Here is a 15409-nt window from a genome sequence, read left to right as displayed (position 1 = left end):
GGACCCGGCTGTGCCGCCGCGGTGGCGGCACAGCCGGTCCTCGGTCCTCAGCCCACGGCGTACGCGTTGTACACCGTGGTCGTCGAACTGTCGCCGTGGGTGTCGGTGACGGTCGAGCGCAGGCCGACGCGGCCGGCGGCCGGGTTGTGGACGGCGGTGGTCCACTTGCCGCCGGACAGCTTCGCGGTGACGGCGTGCCAGGTGGAGCCGTTGTCGGTGGTGTACCAGGCGCGTACGGACTTCACGCTGTCCGACAGCCGGCCGATCGTGCTGTCGCCCGTGCCGTCGCGCTGCATGCCCAGGCCGACGGTCGTGGTCGACCCGGCGGCCGCCTGGTTCCTGGAGTTCAGTGCCCCGGGCGAGAACCGGGTGATGTAGGCGCGGATCTGCTGGTTCTTGCCGGCGTCGGCGTAGAAGTGCAGGGAGAGGCTGGAGGAGGTCGACAGCGAGCCGGCCGGCAGATGGTCGCGGTGACCGGTTTCGGTGATCGTGTACCAGCCCGACCCCGGGATCCGCGGCTGCGCGCCGTCCTGCTGCGAGGGGCTGTACTTGTGCGAGTAGAGCGTCCTGCCCGCGTGCGTCAGCTTCACCGTGCCGGAGGCCAGGATCCCGCCCGCCGTCAGCACCGGGTCGGCGAACGGGTTGTCGGCCCCGAAGTACAGCTGGTGGTACCAGGTGTACGGCAACTGCCCGCCGGGCCCCCACACCGCGTGGCCGAGGGCCAGCGTGGCGGTCTTGCCGGCCGCGTACGTGTGGGACCCGCCGTAGATGAAGTCGTTGCCCTCCTGACCCACTGTCCACTGGCCGGCCGGGACGTGGACGCCGAAGGAGTTGGGCAGGTCGCGCTGGATGTCGAGGATGTCCATGGACGACGAGCAGTCGGAGCCGCTCGCCGGCGCGCCGTTGAACGAGAACCGCGCCTGTCCGCTGTCGGGACCGGAACGCGCGTACACCTTGAGGGTGGTCAGCCCCGACTTCCTGAGTGTCGCGGACACCCCGGACGGCACGCCGCGGCTGTGCGTGGCGGAGGCCAGCCAGAAGTCGCCGCCGGTCGTCGACCGCGGTGTGTACGTGGTGCCGTAGGCCAGCTCGTACGCCTTGCTGCTGTTCGGGATGACGTACAGGTCGCCCGGCGCGGCCGACGTGCTCATGGTCGCCGGGCTGTTGTCGGTGGCGCAGACCGCCGCGCTGACCGTGCGGTCGTATCCGCTGCCCGGGCTGGGACTGATCGAGACCTTGACCGCGTGGCCCTTCCGGGCGTCGAACGTGGTCGTCGTCGCCCCGGAGACCTTCACACTGTGGCCGCCGACGATGCCGTCCTCGCCGTTGCCGCCGGTGAAGGAGGTGGCGAGCTCGTAACTGCCGTTGGGCAGCGACGTCTTCTTGTTGCCCTCGACGAAGCGGAAGTCGTTCGTCCTCGTGTTGTAGACCGCCACCTGGGCGTAGACCGGCTTGCCGCTCCGGTCCAGCGTCCTGACGGTGAGTGAGCCATTGGCTGCGGCCGACACTGTGGAAGCGCCGGCCAGGAGAAGCGGCACGAGCATGGTGACGACACTCGCGGCCGCCGTGGTTCGCCGCATCAAACCCCCCATAGGTGCGCGACATGAACACGACACCGTAACGCGCGGGGCATCCGTCACCTTCACCGCCCCCACTGATCCTTCACCGGCCCTCACCGTCGCCGGCCTCCACCCCGAGGCGCGAGTGGCCCTCCACCGCACCTCCATCGACGGACGTGAGGCTCTGAGGGGCGGTCGGGAGCGGCTCGGTCGGCCACAGAACTGGTGCGGAGGCGGCATGACTCGGGTGGAGCCTGCGGATTTCCGGGAGTTCTTCGGATCGATCCCCACGGCGGTGGCGGTGGTGACCACGGTCGATTCCAACGGGCGGCCTCAGGGGTTCACCTGCAACGCCTTCGCCGCGGTCTCGCCGCAACCGCCGCTGCTTCTCGTGTGCGTGGACGGGCGCTCCCGCAGCCTGCCGTCGCTTCTGTCGTGGCGGGCCTTCGTGCTGCACCTGCTCGCGGACGACGGTGAGGAGACGGCCCGGGTCTTCGCGAGCCGGGCCGTCGACAAGTTCGTGGGACTGCCGTGGTTTCCGAGCGAGGTGGTGCGCGAGGTACCGGTCCTGGACCGCGGTGTCCTGGCGTACGCGGAGTGCACCCTGGACCGCGTGGTGGAGGCGGGCGACCACCATGTGCTCATCGGGCACATGGAGGCCGTACACCTGCACCCCCGTCGACCGGTGCTGTACCAGCAGGGGACGTTCCGGTCGTGGGACGGGACGGCCGAGAAGACGGTTCAGGCGTGACAGGCCGGGAGCCCGCCGTGGAACTCCACCATCTCGGCGAACAGAGCAGGCATCTCCGCGGCGTCCCCGACGGCCTGGCCCCGTTCCTCGGCGTACGCACGGTGCAGGTTGGGCACCAGCCGTTCGGCGTCGATCCACTCGCCGTACGGGCCCAGGTCCGCCTCCCGGGCGGTCTCCAGTGGTGTGAGTCCTGCCGCGGTCCCCTCGCGTGCCAGTCGCTGGACGAGACGGAGATAGCCTTCGGCCGAGTCGAGCACCTCGGTGCCGCCCACCGGTCCGTGCCCCGTCACCACGGTGCGGGCACCGAGCGACCGCAGTACGGCGATGGCCTCCACGGAGCCGGCCACCGAGCCCATCGGGCAGAAGGGGGTCACGCCGGACATCACCAGGTCACCGGTGAACAGCACGCGCTGTGCGGGCAGCCACACCACGGTGTCCGCCGCGGTGTGCGCGGGCCCCAGGCAGAGCAGTTCCGCCGTCGTCCCGCCGATGTGCAGGGTCAGCCTCTCCCGGAACGTCACCTCGGGGAGGACGACTTCGACGCCGCCCCAGCACACGTCGGGCCACAGCCCGGTGAGATGCAGACCGACCGTGTCCATCTCGGTACGGGTCCGCTCGTGGCCGACCACGACAGCTTCGGGGAAGAGGAAGTTGCCGAAGGTGTGATCTCCGTGGGAATGGGTGTTGATCACGGTCCGCGGCGGAGTGGGCGTCACGCCGAGCACGGCTTCGCGCAGAGCGCGTGCGCGTGCCTCGGTGGCGGCCGTGTCCACCAGGGCCGACCGGCCGCGGGAGACGATCAGGCCGGCGTTGTTGAGACACCAGCCGCCGTCCGGTTGCAGATGGGCGAAGATCCCGTCGGCGACCTCCTCGAGCCGGGGCGCGAGTTTCTCGACGACTCCTTCGACGACTTCGGTCATGTGGGCTCCCTCGTGCGCATCCTGGACGTCGCACATCGTCGGTTGCGCAACTGGAGGCCCGCTTGAGGCCGGCACCGGTCGTTGCAACGCCCCAGCAGCACATATGCGAAACGCATATGTGAGCCGTGTGGACTGCATTGGCGAACTCGTGCGACACGCCCTGGAACTGATCTGGCACTCAGTGTCACTCTGCGGCTGTGCCTTGCCCCACGAGATCGCACGAATGGAGAGAGACCATGCGGATATGTGTCTTGGGTCCACTCGCCGTCGAGTACAACGGCAGGTCCATCGTCCCCACGGCGGGCAAGCCCCGGCAGATCCTCGCGTTGCTGGCACTCCGGCCCGGCCGTGCCGTTCCGGTCGACACGCTGATCGAGGAGGTCTGGGGGGACTCGGTGCCACGCAGCGCTTCGACGACTCTGCAGACGTACATCCTCCAGTTGCGCCGAAAGATAGGCGAGGCCCTGGACGGTGACGGTGATGTGTCACCCAGGGACGTCCTGTCCACCTCCTACGGCGGCTACCGTCTGATCCCGTCCGATCAGGGCCACGATCTCACCCAGTTCCAGGACTCGCTGGCGTGCGGTTCGAGGGCTCTGGAGGCCGGGGACGCGCGCTCCGCCGCCCTGCTGCTGGGGAAGGCTCTGGCGCTCTGGCGCGGTCCGGTCCTGGCCGATGTGCCCAAGGGGCTGGTGCTCGAGCTCGAAGCCATCGGCATGGCAGAGGCCCGGACGACGGCGCTCGAGCAGCGGATCGAGGCGGATCTCCGCCTCGGCCGGCACACCTCGCTGATTCCCGAGCTCCGTGTGCTGACCGCTCGTCATCCACTGAACGAGAGTCTGCGCGCCCAGCTCATGATCGCCCTCTACCGCGCGGGCAGCCCCTGGCGGGCGCTGGAGGAGTTCCGGCAACTGCGTGACCAGCTGAACGCGGAGCTGGGCGTGGAGCCCAGCCCCCGCCTTCAGCGGTTGCACCGGGCGGTGCTCGACGGGGATCCCCTCCTGGACACCGACCGGGCGTCGGCCCTGCGGCTCGCGGGCTGACACCACGGCCGCCGCGCCGACGAGACGGGACGCGGGACCGAGCCGGACGGCCCGGGCGGCGAACGACCAGCCGCCCGGGCCGCCCGGGCCCGGCCCGTCGAAGCCGGCGAAGTCGAAGCCGCGCCCGCGCAACGGTACGCGCAGCCCTGTACCCAGTGCCTTGACGTATGCCTCCTTCAGGGGCCGGAGCCGGAGGAAGCCGTCCTCGTGTCCGGTCGCGTCGAGCGCGGCGACGACGGCCAGGTCCCGTGGGGTGCAGATCCGTTGAGCCGGCTCGGGCAGGACGCGGCGCCCCGCCGGCTCCACCCCCAGTGGTCCGCACTGCCGGCAGGTTCGGCAGCACCGGAGCGGCGAGTGCGGTGCGGTCGAGCCGTACGTCAGGACAGCGGATGTCGAGCAGCTCACCGAGCAGGCGCCGGACGAGCAGCCGGGAGGCGTGGAACCGCCTGCGCGCGGCAGGGCGGGGAAGGGTGTGCTGCCGAGCACGTTCGACGGCCGTCAGCGTTCACCACGTCCACGGCCCACCGCGTCAGAACATCTGGTCGTGCTCGACGCACCGGGACCTGGTCAGTACGGTGTCGCCCTCGATCACCAGCACGTCGTTGACGACGCAGCTCGGGGCGATCTCCGGTTTGCCGCCCGGGCGGACCGTCACCACCAGCGCGTACACCCTGGACCGGTAGGACCCGTCGGCCTGCTCCGTGAGTGCGATGTGGTTGAACCAGTGCCTGCGCCGCACCGGGTCGTTGTCGAAGCGCTTGTGGAAGGCGACCAGCTCGGCGGTGATCCCGTCCCGTCCGACGGCCGGTTCCGCCTGCGGGGAGTGCTGGAACTCCCCGTCCTTGGTGAAGGTCGCCGCGTAGTCCTCGAACCGGCCGCCGTCCAGTGCCTGCATCTGGTGCGCGTAGAAGTGCTGCACGCGTACGAGAAGTTCGCCGGGTACGGCGGGTACGACGTCGGTCTCGGGTACGACGTTGGTCTCGCTCACCTGGGTGCCTCCTGTTTCCTGGGACCGGATGGGCTCGGGACATGCTCGGCCGGCCCACTGGAGTACGGGTGGAGGGCGGCCGGGGCCACTCCAAGCTCCCTCCAGCGTGGCTCGACCGGATTCCAGGAGGCTCGACGGAACCCAACGGCCACGACATACGGAGGGCACATGACCGCGACCGCATCGCCGGTGGCGCTGGTGACCGGAGCGACCAGTGGCATAGGTCTGGAGATCGCCGAACGGCTGGCCGGGCTGGGCGCCCGGGTCTTCCTCTGCGCCCGGGACGAGGCCCGGCTCACGGCCACCGTCAAGGAGCTGCGCGACCGGGGGCACGACGTCGACGCCACGGTCTGCGACGTCGCCGACCCCGAGCAGATACGCGGATACGTGCGCGCGGCGGTGGATCGCTACGGACCGGTCGACATCCTGGTCAACAACGCGGGCCGGAGCGGAGGTGGTGCCACCGCGGAGATCCCGGACGAGCTGTGGAACGACGTGATCACCATCAATCTCACCGGCGTCTTCCTGATGACGAAGGAGGTGCTGACCACCGGTGGGATGCGGGAGCGGGGGCGCGGCCGGATCATCAACATCGCCTCCACCGGGGGAAAACAGGGTGTGGTCCATGCCGCCCCGTACTCCGCCTCGAAGCACGGCGTGGTCGGCTTCACCAAGGCCCTGGGACTCGAACTGGCCCGTACCGGGATCACGGTCAACGCCGTCTGCCCGGGATTCGTCGAGACACCGATGGCGGAACGGGTGCGCGAGCACTACGCGGGCATCTGGGGCGTGAGTGAGCAGGAGACCTTCGACCGGATCACGGCGCGCGTCCCGATGGGCCGCTACGTGGAGCCGCGCGAGGTGGCGGCGATGGTCGAGTACCTGGTCGGGGACGACGCCGCGGCCGTGACCGCGCAGGCACTCAACGTCTGCGGCGGACTGGGCAACTACTGATGGCCGCGGGTGGTCCCGTCGCCCTCGTGACCGGATCCTCCTCGGGGATCGGAGAGGCGATCGTCCGGCGACTGGCCGAGGACGGCTACCGGGTGGCGGTGAACTCGTCGAGTTCCGTGGAGGCGGGCGAGAAGGTGGCCGCGACACTGCCCGACGCGATCTACGTACGGGCCGACGTATCGGACGAGGGCGAGTCCCGGGACCTGGTCTCCACCGTGGTGGGGCACTTCGGCAGGCTGGACGTGCTGGTGAACAGCGCGGGCCGTACCCGGGCCATCGCGCACCGGGACCTGGAAGCGGCCACCCCCGCGGTGTGGCGCGACATCCTGGACCTCAACGTGATCGGCACCTGGCAGACCACGGTGGCGGCGATGCCGCACCTGGCGCGGACCCGTGCCGGTGCCGTGGTCAACGTCTCGTCCATCGCCGGCAGCCGGACCGCGGGCAGTTCCGTCCCGTACGCGGTGAGCAAAGCCGCCGTCGAGCACATGACGCGACTGCTGGCGAAGGCGGTGGGTCCCGAGGTCCGGGTCAACGCCGTGGCTCCCAGCCTCATCGAGACCCCGTGGACGGCGGACGACGCCTTCTTCGCGCCGATCGCGGAGTACGTACGGCAGAACGCGCCGTTGCGCCGGGTGGGAGTACCCGAGGACGTCGCGACGGCCGTACGGCACCTCGTCGACGCCACGTACACCACCGGCCAGGTGGTGTACGTGGACGGCGGCTGCCACCTGCTGTGATCCGTCATTCCGAGCACACCAGGAGTCCGGTGCCATGCGCCTCGCTGTGAATCTCACCTACCAGGGCGCGGCCGAACTGGCCCGCGCCGCAGAACAACTCGGCTACGCGGCCGTCCTCGCCCCCGAGGGATACCGTTCCGACGCGGCGAGCCTGCTGGGGATGGTCGCCGGACAGACCGAGCGGGTGGCCCTGATCTCGGGGGTGATGCAGATCCCCGCTCGTCCGCCCGGGCTGACGGCGCTCACCGCCGCGACGCTCGACGCGCTGAGCGGCGGGCGGTTCAGGCTCGGCCTCGGTGTCTCCAACCCCGATGTCGCGCAGGGCTGGTACGGCGCCGCCGCGGACCGGCCGCTGGCCCGTACCCGGGAGTACGTGGAGGTGGTACGCCGGGCGCTGGCCGGCGGTGCGGTCCGGTACGAGGGGCGTCACTACTCCGTCGGCGGCGCCGCCCCGCTCCATGTGCTCACGGATCCCGTGCGCGCGGACCTGCCCGTCTACCTCGCGGCGGTGGGGCCGGCCAACCTCAGGCTCGCCGGTGAGATCGCCGACGGCTGGATCGGGGTGTTCACCGCGCCCGAAGCGGTGGCCGAGGCGGTCAAGGAGATCGAGGGCGGCCGGAAACGGGCGGGCGGCGACATGGCGGGCTTCGAAGTGCTGCCGAGTCTGCCCACGGCGGTCGGACCCGATCCGGCCACCGCGGCGGACCTGCTGCGCGACCAGTACGTCTATCTCATGGGCATCGGCGATGCCGAGCGCAACGTGTACTGCGCGCTGTCCCGCCGGCTCGGCTACGGCCATGTCGCGGACGCGCTGCGGGAGCGGCTGGCCGCCGGCGACCGGGCCGGGGCCGCCCGGGCGCTGCCCGTCGACTTCATCGACCGTACCGCCCTCATCGGGCCGGTGCCGCGGATAGCCGAACGGATGGCCGAGTACGCCGAGGCGGGGGTGACCACGCTGGGCGTCATGGTCTCGGCTGCGGCCGCCACCCAGGCTCAGCGGCTGGCGATCCTCCGTGACTGCGCCGAGGCGTGGCAGCTGTCGGGGGTCGCGTCATGACGACGGCCCGTCGCCGGCGCACGCCCTGTCCTCCCCGCCCAACCCTCAAGGAGAAGAAGTGAGTTCGGTCCAGACGATCCTGTTCGAGGACGACTTCGCCGGGTGGAACACACCGGGCGGACGGGTGCGGTGGGAGCTCCGGCCGCTTTCGTGGCTGCCGAAGGGTGACGGTGTGGCGACCCTGTCGCCCGAGGGGCTGTCCGTGGTGCCCAGCGGGCGCAACCCCGGGACGGGGCGTCCGGCGTTCGCCCCGGCGCCCGAAGGGCACGACGGATCGGGGCACCTGCGGTGGGCCGCCTTCGCGCTTCCCTCCTCCGGGGACAGCCGCAAGGGCTTCCCCCTGCCGGAGGAGGGTGAATTCCGTGCGGAGGCGGTGCTGTCCGCCGAGCTCTACGGCACCGACGGGCACCCCTACGGCGCGGCCGTCGCGGACCCGGACGCCACCCTGAAGTGCGGCATGGCGGCGATGATCTGCGTGGACATGGAGTCCGGCATGGTCTTCGACTTCGCCCTCACCAACGGTCGCGTCTGGGCGCTGTACGAGCGTCTGCCGCGCCCCGGTGCGGAGCACGGCACCTTCTCGTACGCCATACCGGTCGCCCCTCGTTCGGCGGCGTCCTGGCACGACCTGGCCATCACGGTCGACGCCCGGGCGGGGCGAGCACGGTGGCTGGTCGACGGTGACGAGGTGTTCGCCGTGTCGGGCGTCGGACTTCGGCTCGAGTCGGACGAGTATCTGGCGCGTGCCGAGCCGGGACCGGAGGAGGAGGTGACTGTCCGTCAACTGTCGCTGGGGCTCGGGCTGTTCGCCGATCCCGTGTGGGGCCAGGGGGCGCGGCTCGTGGCTCGCCGGGCCCGGGTGGACATCCTCGGCTGAAGCGGTCCCGGCGCTCTGGGCCGACGGACCGCGGGCTGACGCGGGAGGGGGGACGACCGGGTGGTCGTCCCCCCTCGGCCGTCCCTCACACGTCGCGGGCGTAGATGCCAGGTCGCCCGGGGTCGAGGCCCCAGGACAGGATCCGGGTCGGACGGATCCGGATCATCTCCCCGCTGAAGTGCTCCATGTGCTTCTCGACGCCCGTGATCGTCTCGGCCCGGCCCCGGATTTCGACGGCGCGTACCCGCCAGGGACTGAAGGAGGCGATGTCGTCGACCACCAGGGAGACGTTCTCGTTGACCTGCACGTTGCGGAACTTGCGGGTGTTGCCGAGTGCGCGGCCCTGGATGTCGATGGTTCCGGTCGCCGGGTTGTGGCGGAAGGCGACAGGGTTGTTCTGCGGGACGCCGTCCGGCGCCACGGTGGCCAGTCGGCCCAGGGTCTGGCCCTTGAGGTAGTCGAGTTCGGCCTCGGTGAAGCTCATGCTCATGCCTTTCCGCTCGCTTCCAGCGCTGCCTGTCGCTTCTGGGCGCGCTGCGCGGCGAACACCGGCCGCTCGACCGCCGCCAGCACGGCGGTGGCGGCCAGGGCGACCAGCGTGACACCCAGTACCCATCCGAAGGCGACTCCGAAGGAGTCCGCCATGGCGGCCGTGGAGCCGTGCGTCCCGGCCAGTCTGTTCTGCAGGACCACCACGATGACCGCGGTGCCGATGGAACCGCCCATCCTCTGCAGGATGCTGAGCTGCGGGGTGGCGTCGTTGATCTTGCTCCGGCCGAGGACCCGGTAGGCGGCGGTCATCGCCGGCATCATGGACATCCCGATGCCGAAGCCGCGGACGACCATCGCCAGGCTCAGCGCCAGGTACGAGGTGTGCGCGCCGATCAGCACGAACGGCAGGGTCGAGGCGATGTTCACCAACCCGCCGATGACGGCGGTGAGTCCACCGCCGATGCGCTCGGTGGTCCGGCCCGCCAGCCACATCGCGGCTGCGGCACCGAAACCGGAGGGGCCCAGCAACAGCCCCGTGGTCACGGCGTCCTCATGGCGTACGGCCTGGTAGTAGAGCGGCATCAGGATCATCCCGCCGTACATCGCTCCGCCCAGGCAGAACGTGGCGAGGCAGGCGGCGCCGAACGCCCTGTTGCTGTAGAGCCGCAGATCCAGCAGCGGGCGGCGGGGCTGCCTGACCCGCAGGGCGTGCAGGACGAAGCCCGCCGTGAGCAGGAGTCCGGCGGCGAGCGAGACCGCGACGGTGACGGAGAACCTGCCGGTGTTGCCCAGTTCGGCCAGGCCGTAGGTGAGGCCGATCATGCCGAGCGAGATCATCGCCAGGCCGGTCACGTCCAGTGGGCCGGCCTCCTCGGGCTGCTCGCGGGGCAGCAGCCGCAGCCCCAGCAGGAGCGCGAGCACCCCGATCGGCAGGTTGACGAAGAAGATCCAGCGCCAGCCGGGTCCGTCGAGGAGCAGCCCGCCGATGGTCGGTCCGATCACGGGCGTCAGCACCATCGGGATGCCGATGATGCTCATGACCCGGGCCATGTTCTGCGGTCCGGCCTTCTTCGCCAGGATCATCTGGCCGACCGGGAGGGTCAGGCCGCCGCCGATGCCCTGGAGGGCCCGCAGGGCGATCAACTGCTCGACGTTCTGGGCCAGTCCACAGGCGACGGAGGCCAGCGTGAACAGGACGATCGAGCTGAGATAGAGGCGGGTGGCGCCCACTCGCCGGGCGGCCCAGCCGGTCACCGGGATGACCGAGGCGAGAGCCAGCAGATAGGCGGTCACGACCCACTGGACCGTGTTGAGGCCCGTGTGCAGTTCGCGGGTGAGGTGGTCGAGCGCGATGTTGACGATCGTCGAGTCGAGCAGCGAGGCGATCGCCCCGGCCACCACCACCACGGCGATGCGCCGGACCTCGGGGCTCAGGGCGCGCGGTGGCGCGGCGGGGGCCGCCCCGCCTGTGTCGGTTCGGGCACTGTCTGTGGACATGAGGGCATGGTTGCCCACCTGGACAACAGTGTCAACCAAATAGATGAAGACGTTGGCCGGGTGGTTGAGAGGCGCTAGCATGGCCTGGTGGATCAGAAGAAGACGGATGGGAAAGAGGGGCCGGCCCCGCGCCGCCCTCGCCGGTCCCCGCGCCCCGAGGACCGTGTGCTCGACGCCGAGCGCAGCCGCCGGCACCTGCTGGAGGCGGCACTCGACGTGTTCTCCCTCAAGGGCTTCGACGGCGCGCGGGTGCAGGAGATCGCCGACCGTGCGGGCGTCAACAAACAGCTGATCAGCTACTACTTCGGCGGAAAGCTCGGCCTGTACCGCGAGTTGCAGAAGGCATGGCAGGAGCGCGAGAGCAGCCTCGGCGGGCCCGACCTGCCGCTGGACGAGGCTGTCGTCCGGCACCTTCAGGAGGCGCTGCGCGACCCCCGGCCCATGCGGCTCGGCCTGTGGCGCGGCCTGACCAACCCGTCGGAACTGTCGGCCGACGAGCCCGAGGAGCGCGAGGACCTCTCGCACACCTACGCACGCCGCGACCGCGGGGAGCTGGCCGAGGACATCGATCCCGCCTCCGCCGTACTGCTGCTCATCGGTGCGGTGGCCGCGCCCGTCACCATGCCCCAGCTCGTTCGCCGGGTCTTCGGCGTGGACGCGTCGGATCCGGTCTTCCAGGAGCAGTACGCGGACCAGCTGCGGCGGATGATCCGCCGGCTGTCCCTTCCGCTCCCCGACGAACCGTCGCCCGAGCCGGGCTCCACCGGGCATCGAGGCGGCGTCGAGGAGTCCTGATCAGCCTGGCCCGTAGCAGCCGATCCAGGGAGGACCCATGACCGTGTCATCCGTGTCGTCATCCGTGTCCGACGCGGGCTTCATCGCCCTCGTCACCATCAAGACCGAGGACGCCGCCACCCAGCAGGCGCTGGTGGAGATGCTCTCGCGGGACGTCGAAGCCTGGGTGCGCCACTGCCCCGGCTTCATCTCGGCCAACTACCACCTCGGCACGGACGGCACCTCGCTCGTCAACTACGCGCAGTGGACCACCGAGGAGGCGTACCGGAAGTCCTTCGAGCGCAACCCGGACAAGGAGGCCATGCGCCGGGCCATCCGCGAACTGCCGGGAGTCCTCGACGGCCCCTCCATGACCGGCTACCGGCTCGAACGCAGCATCACCGCGCCGCAGGACGCCGGCCCCGGTGAGGACGTCCGGCCCATCGCCGACTGGGTTCGCCGCGGTGCCATGCAGTTGGGCAGCCGGCTGCGCAAGGAACTCCCCGAGAACCCGCCCGCGGTGCCCGAGCTCACCCTCCTGGTGCAGCTGACGAACAACCGGGCGCCCAAGACGGTGCGGGAACTGGCCGCCCACGACGAGGTCACGGCCGAGGCAGCGCGCGACACCCTCGCCGGACTCGCGTCACGCGGTCTGGTCGAGGCCGTGGACGGCGACGCCTACGCGATCACGCCGAGCGGCCAGGAAGTCCTGGACGCCGGCCGCCGAGCACGCACCGACTACCTGACGAAGGCCATCGAGGCCCTGGGTCTCACCGCTGCCGAACGGGCCGTACTGCTACAGGCCGGCCCGCTGCTGGAGCGGCTCGCCCGCTACTGACCCCACCACCCGAGGAGCGCCGATGCGCGTCGACATCTGGACCGATCTCGCCTGTCCGCACTGCTACTACGGCTCCCGGAACCTGCTCACGGCCCTGGCCCTGCGCGGTGACCGGCCGGACGTCCAGGTGTTCTGGCGCAGTTTCCAGCTCATGCCCGGTCCTCCCGCGCCGGATCGCGACCCGGGGGAGGCTGTGCCCAGCCTGTTCGACGCGCTCGCCCGCTTCAACGGCAGTCGCGAGGCCGCCGAGGCCGCCATGGCGCGCATCGCGCCCCGGGCGGCCTCGGCCGGCCTGGACTTCCGGCCCGACCTGGTACGCCCCTGCCGGACCATGAACGCCCACCGCATGGTGCACCTGGCGGCCGAGCACGGCCTGGCCGGACAGGCGGTGGCCCGTCTGTACGGGGCCTACTGGGCCGAGGGCCGTGACCTCGCGCACCACGACACCCTGGTCTCGCTCGTCGCCGAGGTCGGCGTTCCCGCCGACGAGGCACGCGAGGTGCTGTCGGGCGACCGGTTCGAGGCGGCCGTGCACGCCGACCGTGCGGAAGGGCTGGCGCTGGGAATCGGCGGCGTGCCGTCGATCGTGATCGACGGCCGCTACGCCGTGTCGGGCACCGCCGCCGCCGAAGACCTCGCCGAGGTCCTGGCCGAGGTGACCGAGGGCCTGCCGACTCCCTGATCCCCGGCCACGGGGTCCGTTCAGTGCGAGGAGCGCTCCACGCCCGCAGTGCGGGGCGCGCGGTGGTGCTCCGCCGGCGCCCAGGCGGTGCGAGCCAGCCACGCCTCCAGGGTGAGCAGGCCGGGCTTGCGCCGCCGCAGGGCCGTCAGGTCGGCCGTGTAGCCGACCCGGTTGAGCCAGTCGTAGGCGGTGGCCTGCCATTCGCTCTCCTGCCGCAGCACGTCCATGGGCACCGCCTCGTAGCGCGTGGCGATCCCGGTGTGCCGCTGGAAGACCTCGGCGATCATCTCACCGGTCAGTTCGTCGCCGGCGATCTCCCACGCCTTTCCCATGAACTCCTCCGGAGCGTCGAACGCCTCCGCGGCGAAGAAGCCGATGTCCTCGGAGGCGATCATCTGCAGGGGCGTGCCGGGGGCCAGTCCGCGCCGGTAGACCAGTTCCCCGTCCTGCAACAGCGGCGGGTACTGGCCGAAGTTGTCCATGAAGTACGTCGGCCGGATGAAGGTCGCGGGCAGCCCCAGCTCGCGCACCCGTTCCTCGATGCGCAGCTTCGCCTCGCGCCAGAACACGCCGTCGGGGTTCTCGGCACCACCCACCGAGCTGTGCACGAAGTGCTGCACGCCCACCTCGGCGGCGACAGCCGCGATCAGATTCCCGTGGCGCTCCTCGGCCGGCACCCCGCCCGGTCCGAGCGGTGTCTGCACGCTGAAGACCGCGTGGGCCCCGCGCATCGCGGCCCGCACGGACCCGGCGTCCTCCAGATCACCCCGCACCACGAGCGCACCGCTCGCCGCCAGCTTCTGCGCCGCCACCGACGCCGTGTCACGGACGAAGGCGTGTACCGCCCACCCGCGGGCCAGCAACTCCCGGGCAGTCGAACCGCCTTGGTTCCCCGTGGCTCCGAACACGAGTATCCACTTTGCCGACATGGCTGATTCCTTCGCTCGCCTCAACGGACAAGGCCAGCCTGGCCGCACGGTCTCCAGTCTCACTCGAGCCTCGCCAGCAAGGGTGGGCCGGGCAACGTCGCGAGAGAAGAAGCGCGAGAGAAGAAGGAGAGGACCCCATGCCGGACCGCCCGAGCGAATTCACCGTGCTGACCACCGCGGCGGTGGACGTCGCCAAGCTCGCCGCAGAGCACGCAGCCGAGGCCGAACACCGTCGGTCGCTTCCCGAGGCAGTCGTGGAGGCGTTGATCTCCGCGGGTTTCGCCCGCCACTTCGCACCCGTCGCGCACGGTGGCCGGGCCGGTCGGTTCACCGACGTCGTCACCGCGGTCGCCACGGTGGGTGCCGGCTGCACCTCCGCCGCGTGGGGTGCGTCCCTGACGGCCCACCTGCCCCGTATGGCGGCGTATCTCCCCGAGCAGGGCCAGGCCGACATCTGGCAGGACGGTCCCGACACCCTGGTCGTCGGGGCTCTCATGCCGCTCGGCCGGGCCGAGCCGGCGCCGGGCGGCTGGCGGGTGAGCGGACGCTGGCCCTACGTGAGCCTCGTCGAGTTCTCGGAGTGGGCCCTGGTCTGCGCCGTCACCCCGTCCGGCACCACCGCCGAGACCCGCTTCTTCGCCGTGCCGCGGGACGCCTACGCCTTCGAGGACTCCTGGGACAGCGTGGGGATGCGCGGCACCGGCAGTCACACCCTGGTCATGGACGATGTGCTGGTACCCGCTCACCGCTCGTTCCTGCGGGACACCGTGGTCACCGGAGCGGCGCGGGACGGCGCGAGCCCGTGTCACCGGGTGCCACTGAAGGCCGTCAACGGCCTGTGCTTCGCCGCGCCGGTCCTCGGTGCCGCCCGTGCCGCGGCCGACGCCTGGCGGGCCCTGGCTTCCGGGCGCGGCTCGCTCACCGACGCCGCTGCCGCCGATCTGGCCCGGGCGACCGGTGAGACCGACGCCGCGGAACTGCTGCTGCTGCGGGCCGCCACGACGGCGGACCGTGGAACGGTGGACACCATGGAGGTCGCCAGGGCGGCCCGGGACTGCGCACTGGCCGCCGACCTGTCGGTCACCGCCGTGGAGCGGCTCCTGCGCGGCGCGGGAACCCGCGGCCAGCAGCAGGGATCTCCGTTGCAGAGGGCATGGCGCGACGCGCACAGCGCGGCCAGTCACGTGGTACTGCAGTTCCAGCCCGCGGCCGTCGAGTACGCGCGGCAGCTGACGGCCTGAAAGGGCGGCGGCCGGGCGGGCACCGATGGTCTCGGTGCCCGCCCGGCCGCACAGTGCGCCGGGACGG

16 protein-coding genes and 1 pseudogene are annotated in these 15409 nt (G+C 71.2%); 10 read left to right on the top strand and 7 right to left on the bottom strand.

What is annotated here, in order from left to right:
• Window positions 1–47: 47 nt before the first annotated feature.
• Window positions 48–1580 (bottom strand): hypothetical protein, encoded by a 1533-nt coding sequence (locus tag SSP08S_RS25605; protein WP_019070489.1) that lies wholly within the window; start codon window positions 1578–1580, stop codon window positions 48–50.
• Between the two features lie 217 nt (window positions 1581–1797).
• Between SSP08S_RS25605 and SSP08S_RS25600 the strand changes: the two genes are divergently transcribed.
• Window positions 1798–2310 carry a flavin reductase family protein gene (locus SSP08S_RS25600; protein ID WP_019070488.1) on the top strand — a complete coding sequence of 171 codons (513 nt, stop codon included), beginning with the start codon at window positions 1798–1800 and terminating at the stop codon, window positions 2308–2310.
• Here the strand turns inward: SSP08S_RS25600 and SSP08S_RS25595 are convergent.
• Window positions 2301–3230, bottom strand: coding sequence for an MBL fold metallo-hydrolase (locus tag SSP08S_RS25595; RefSeq protein ID WP_019070487.1), 930 nt, complete (start codon window positions 3228–3230; stop codon window positions 2301–2303). The genes SSP08S_RS25600 and SSP08S_RS25595 overlap by 10 nt on opposite strands.
• A gap of 236 nt (window positions 3231–3466) precedes the next feature.
• Between SSP08S_RS25595 and SSP08S_RS25590 the strand changes: the two genes are divergently transcribed.
• Complete coding sequence (locus tag SSP08S_RS25590) at window positions 3467–4273, top strand: AfsR/SARP family transcriptional regulator (RefSeq protein ID WP_026178821.1); 807 nt, start codon at window positions 3467–3469, stop codon at window positions 4271–4273.
• A gap of 120 nt (window positions 4274–4393) precedes the next feature.
• Here the strand turns inward: SSP08S_RS25590 and SSP08S_RS64550 are convergent.
• Window positions 4394–4579 (bottom strand): annotated as a pseudogene (locus SSP08S_RS64550) (4'-phosphopantetheinyl transferase superfamily protein); the annotation flags it as partial.
• Window positions 4580–4802: 223 nt separating this feature from the next.
• Complete coding sequence (locus SSP08S_RS25585; RefSeq protein ID WP_019070485.1) at window positions 4803–5261, bottom strand: nuclear transport factor 2 family protein; 459 nt, start codon at window positions 5259–5261, stop codon at window positions 4803–4805.
• A 168-nt stretch (window positions 5262–5429) separates the two neighbouring features.
• Here SSP08S_RS25585 and SSP08S_RS25580 point away from each other — a divergent pair, with 168 nt between their 5' ends.
• From SSP08S_RS25580 to SSP08S_RS25565, 4 genes are read left to right on the top strand one after another with little or no spacing between them, the layout of a single operon-like run.
• On the top strand, window positions 5430–6215 hold the full coding sequence (locus SSP08S_RS25580; protein WP_019070484.1) for an SDR family NAD(P)-dependent oxidoreductase: 786 nt from the start codon (window positions 5430–5432) through the stop codon (window positions 6213–6215).
• Entirely contained in the window at window positions 6215–6955 is a 741-nt protein-coding gene (locus SSP08S_RS25575) for an SDR family NAD(P)-dependent oxidoreductase (protein ID WP_019070483.1), read from the top strand. Before SSP08S_RS25580 ends, SSP08S_RS25575 begins: the two co-directional genes overlap by 1 nt.
• A 34-nt stretch (window positions 6956–6989) precedes the next feature.
• Entirely contained in the window at window positions 6990–8012 is a 1023-nt protein-coding gene (locus SSP08S_RS25570) for an LLM class flavin-dependent oxidoreductase (protein WP_019070482.1), read from the top strand.
• Window positions 8013–8070: 58 nt separating this feature from the next.
• Entirely contained in the window at window positions 8071–8889 is an 819-nt protein-coding gene (locus tag SSP08S_RS25565) for a DUF6081 family protein (protein WP_019070481.1), read from the top strand.
• Window positions 8890–8974: 85 nt separating this feature from the next.
• Here SSP08S_RS25565 and SSP08S_RS25560 read toward each other — a convergent pair whose 3' ends face one another.
• Both SSP08S_RS25560 and SSP08S_RS25555 read right to left on the bottom strand, forming a co-directional pair.
• The gene (locus tag SSP08S_RS25560) at window positions 8975–9373 is read right to left on the bottom strand and encodes a PPOX class F420-dependent oxidoreductase (protein ID WP_026178820.1); all 399 of its coding nucleotides are present in this window, start codon (window positions 9371–9373) and stop codon (window positions 8975–8977) included.
• A gap of 2 nt (window positions 9374–9375) precedes the next feature.
• Window positions 9376–10878 carry a DHA2 family efflux MFS transporter permease subunit gene (locus SSP08S_RS25555; RefSeq protein WP_019070479.1) on the bottom strand — a complete coding sequence of 501 codons (1503 nt, stop codon included), beginning with the start codon at window positions 10876–10878 and terminating at the stop codon, window positions 9376–9378.
• Between the two features lie 87 nt (window positions 10879–10965).
• Here SSP08S_RS25555 and SSP08S_RS25550 point away from each other — a divergent pair, with 87 nt between their 5' ends.
• The 3 genes from SSP08S_RS25550 to SSP08S_RS25540 are packed head-to-tail and all read left to right on the top strand — an operon-like array spanning window position 10966 to window position 13172.
• A complete protein-coding gene (locus SSP08S_RS25550) occupies window positions 10966–11673 on the top strand; it encodes a TetR family transcriptional regulator (protein WP_102133410.1) in 708 nt (235 codons plus the stop codon).
• Window positions 11674–11710: 37 nt separating this feature from the next.
• A complete protein-coding gene (locus SSP08S_RS58745; protein ID WP_019070477.1) occupies window positions 11711–12490 on the top strand; it encodes an antibiotic biosynthesis monooxygenase in 780 nt (259 codons plus the stop codon).
• A 22-nt stretch (window positions 12491–12512) separates the two neighbouring features.
• A complete protein-coding gene (locus SSP08S_RS25540) occupies window positions 12513–13172 on the top strand; it encodes a DsbA family oxidoreductase (RefSeq protein ID WP_019070476.1) in 660 nt (219 codons plus the stop codon).
• Window positions 13173–13192: 20 nt separating this feature from the next.
• Here SSP08S_RS25540 and SSP08S_RS25535 read toward each other — a convergent pair whose 3' ends face one another.
• Complete coding sequence (locus SSP08S_RS25535) at window positions 13193–14101, bottom strand: NmrA/HSCARG family protein (RefSeq protein ID WP_019070475.1); 909 nt, start codon at window positions 14099–14101, stop codon at window positions 13193–13195.
• A gap of 137 nt (window positions 14102–14238) precedes the next feature.
• Here SSP08S_RS25535 and SSP08S_RS25530 point away from each other — a divergent pair, with 137 nt between their 5' ends.
• Complete coding sequence (locus SSP08S_RS25530) at window positions 14239–15342, top strand: acyl-CoA dehydrogenase family protein (RefSeq protein ID WP_019070474.1); 1104 nt, start codon at window positions 14239–14241, stop codon at window positions 15340–15342.
• The last annotated feature ends 67 nt before the right edge of the window (window positions 15343–15409 follow it).

It is taken from the genome of Streptomyces hokutonensis (genome assembly GCF_000376565.1).
GTDB classification, from domain to species: Bacteria; Actinomycetota; Actinomycetes; order Streptomycetales; family Streptomycetaceae; genus Streptomyces; species Streptomyces hokutonensis.
The sequence above is the reverse complement of the archived record's forward strand: the minus strand, read 5'-3'. Positions and strand labels throughout refer to the sequence as shown.

What these genes read in the sequence shown, in the direction of transcription:
- SSP08S_RS25605 (WP_019070489.1), bottom strand. Translation starts at nt 1,580, where the DNA reads ATGCGGCGAACCACGGCGGCCGCGAGTGTCGTCACCATGCTCGTGCCG.
- SSP08S_RS25600 (WP_019070488.1), top strand. Translation starts at nt 1,798, where the DNA reads ATGACTCGGGTGGAGCCTGCGGATTTCCGGGAGTTCTTCGGATCGATC.
- SSP08S_RS25595 (WP_019070487.1), bottom strand. Translation starts at nt 3,230, where the DNA reads ATGACCGAAGTCGTCGAAGGAGTCGTCGAGAAACTCGCGCCCCGGCTC.
- SSP08S_RS25590 (WP_026178821.1), top strand. Translation starts at nt 3,467, where the DNA reads ATGCGGATATGTGTCTTGGGTCCACTCGCCGTCGAGTACAACGGCAGG.
- SSP08S_RS25580 (WP_019070484.1), top strand. Translation starts at nt 5,430, where the DNA reads ATGACCGCGACCGCATCGCCGGTGGCGCTGGTGACCGGAGCGACCAGT.
- SSP08S_RS25575 (WP_019070483.1), top strand. Translation starts at nt 6,215, where the DNA reads ATGGCCGCGGGTGGTCCCGTCGCCCTCGTGACCGGATCCTCCTCGGGG.
- SSP08S_RS25570 (WP_019070482.1), top strand. Translation starts at nt 6,990, where the DNA reads ATGCGCCTCGCTGTGAATCTCACCTACCAGGGCGCGGCCGAACTGGCC.
- SSP08S_RS25560 (WP_026178820.1), bottom strand. Translation starts at nt 9,373, where the DNA reads ATGAGCTTCACCGAGGCCGAACTCGACTACCTCAAGGGCCAGACCCTG.
- SSP08S_RS25555 (WP_019070479.1), bottom strand. Translation starts at nt 10,878, where the DNA reads ATGTCCACAGACAGTGCCCGAACCGACACAGGCGGGGCGGCCCCCGCC.
- SSP08S_RS58745 (WP_019070477.1), top strand. Translation starts at nt 11,711, where the DNA reads ATGACCGTGTCATCCGTGTCGTCATCCGTGTCCGACGCGGGCTTCATC.
- SSP08S_RS25540 (WP_019070476.1), top strand. Translation starts at nt 12,513, where the DNA reads ATGCGCGTCGACATCTGGACCGATCTCGCCTGTCCGCACTGCTACTAC.
- SSP08S_RS25535 (WP_019070475.1), bottom strand. Translation starts at nt 14,101, where the DNA reads ATGTCGGCAAAGTGGATACTCGTGTTCGGAGCCACGGGGAACCAAGGC.
- SSP08S_RS25530 (WP_019070474.1), top strand. Translation starts at nt 14,239, where the DNA reads ATGCCGGACCGCCCGAGCGAATTCACCGTGCTGACCACCGCGGCGGTG.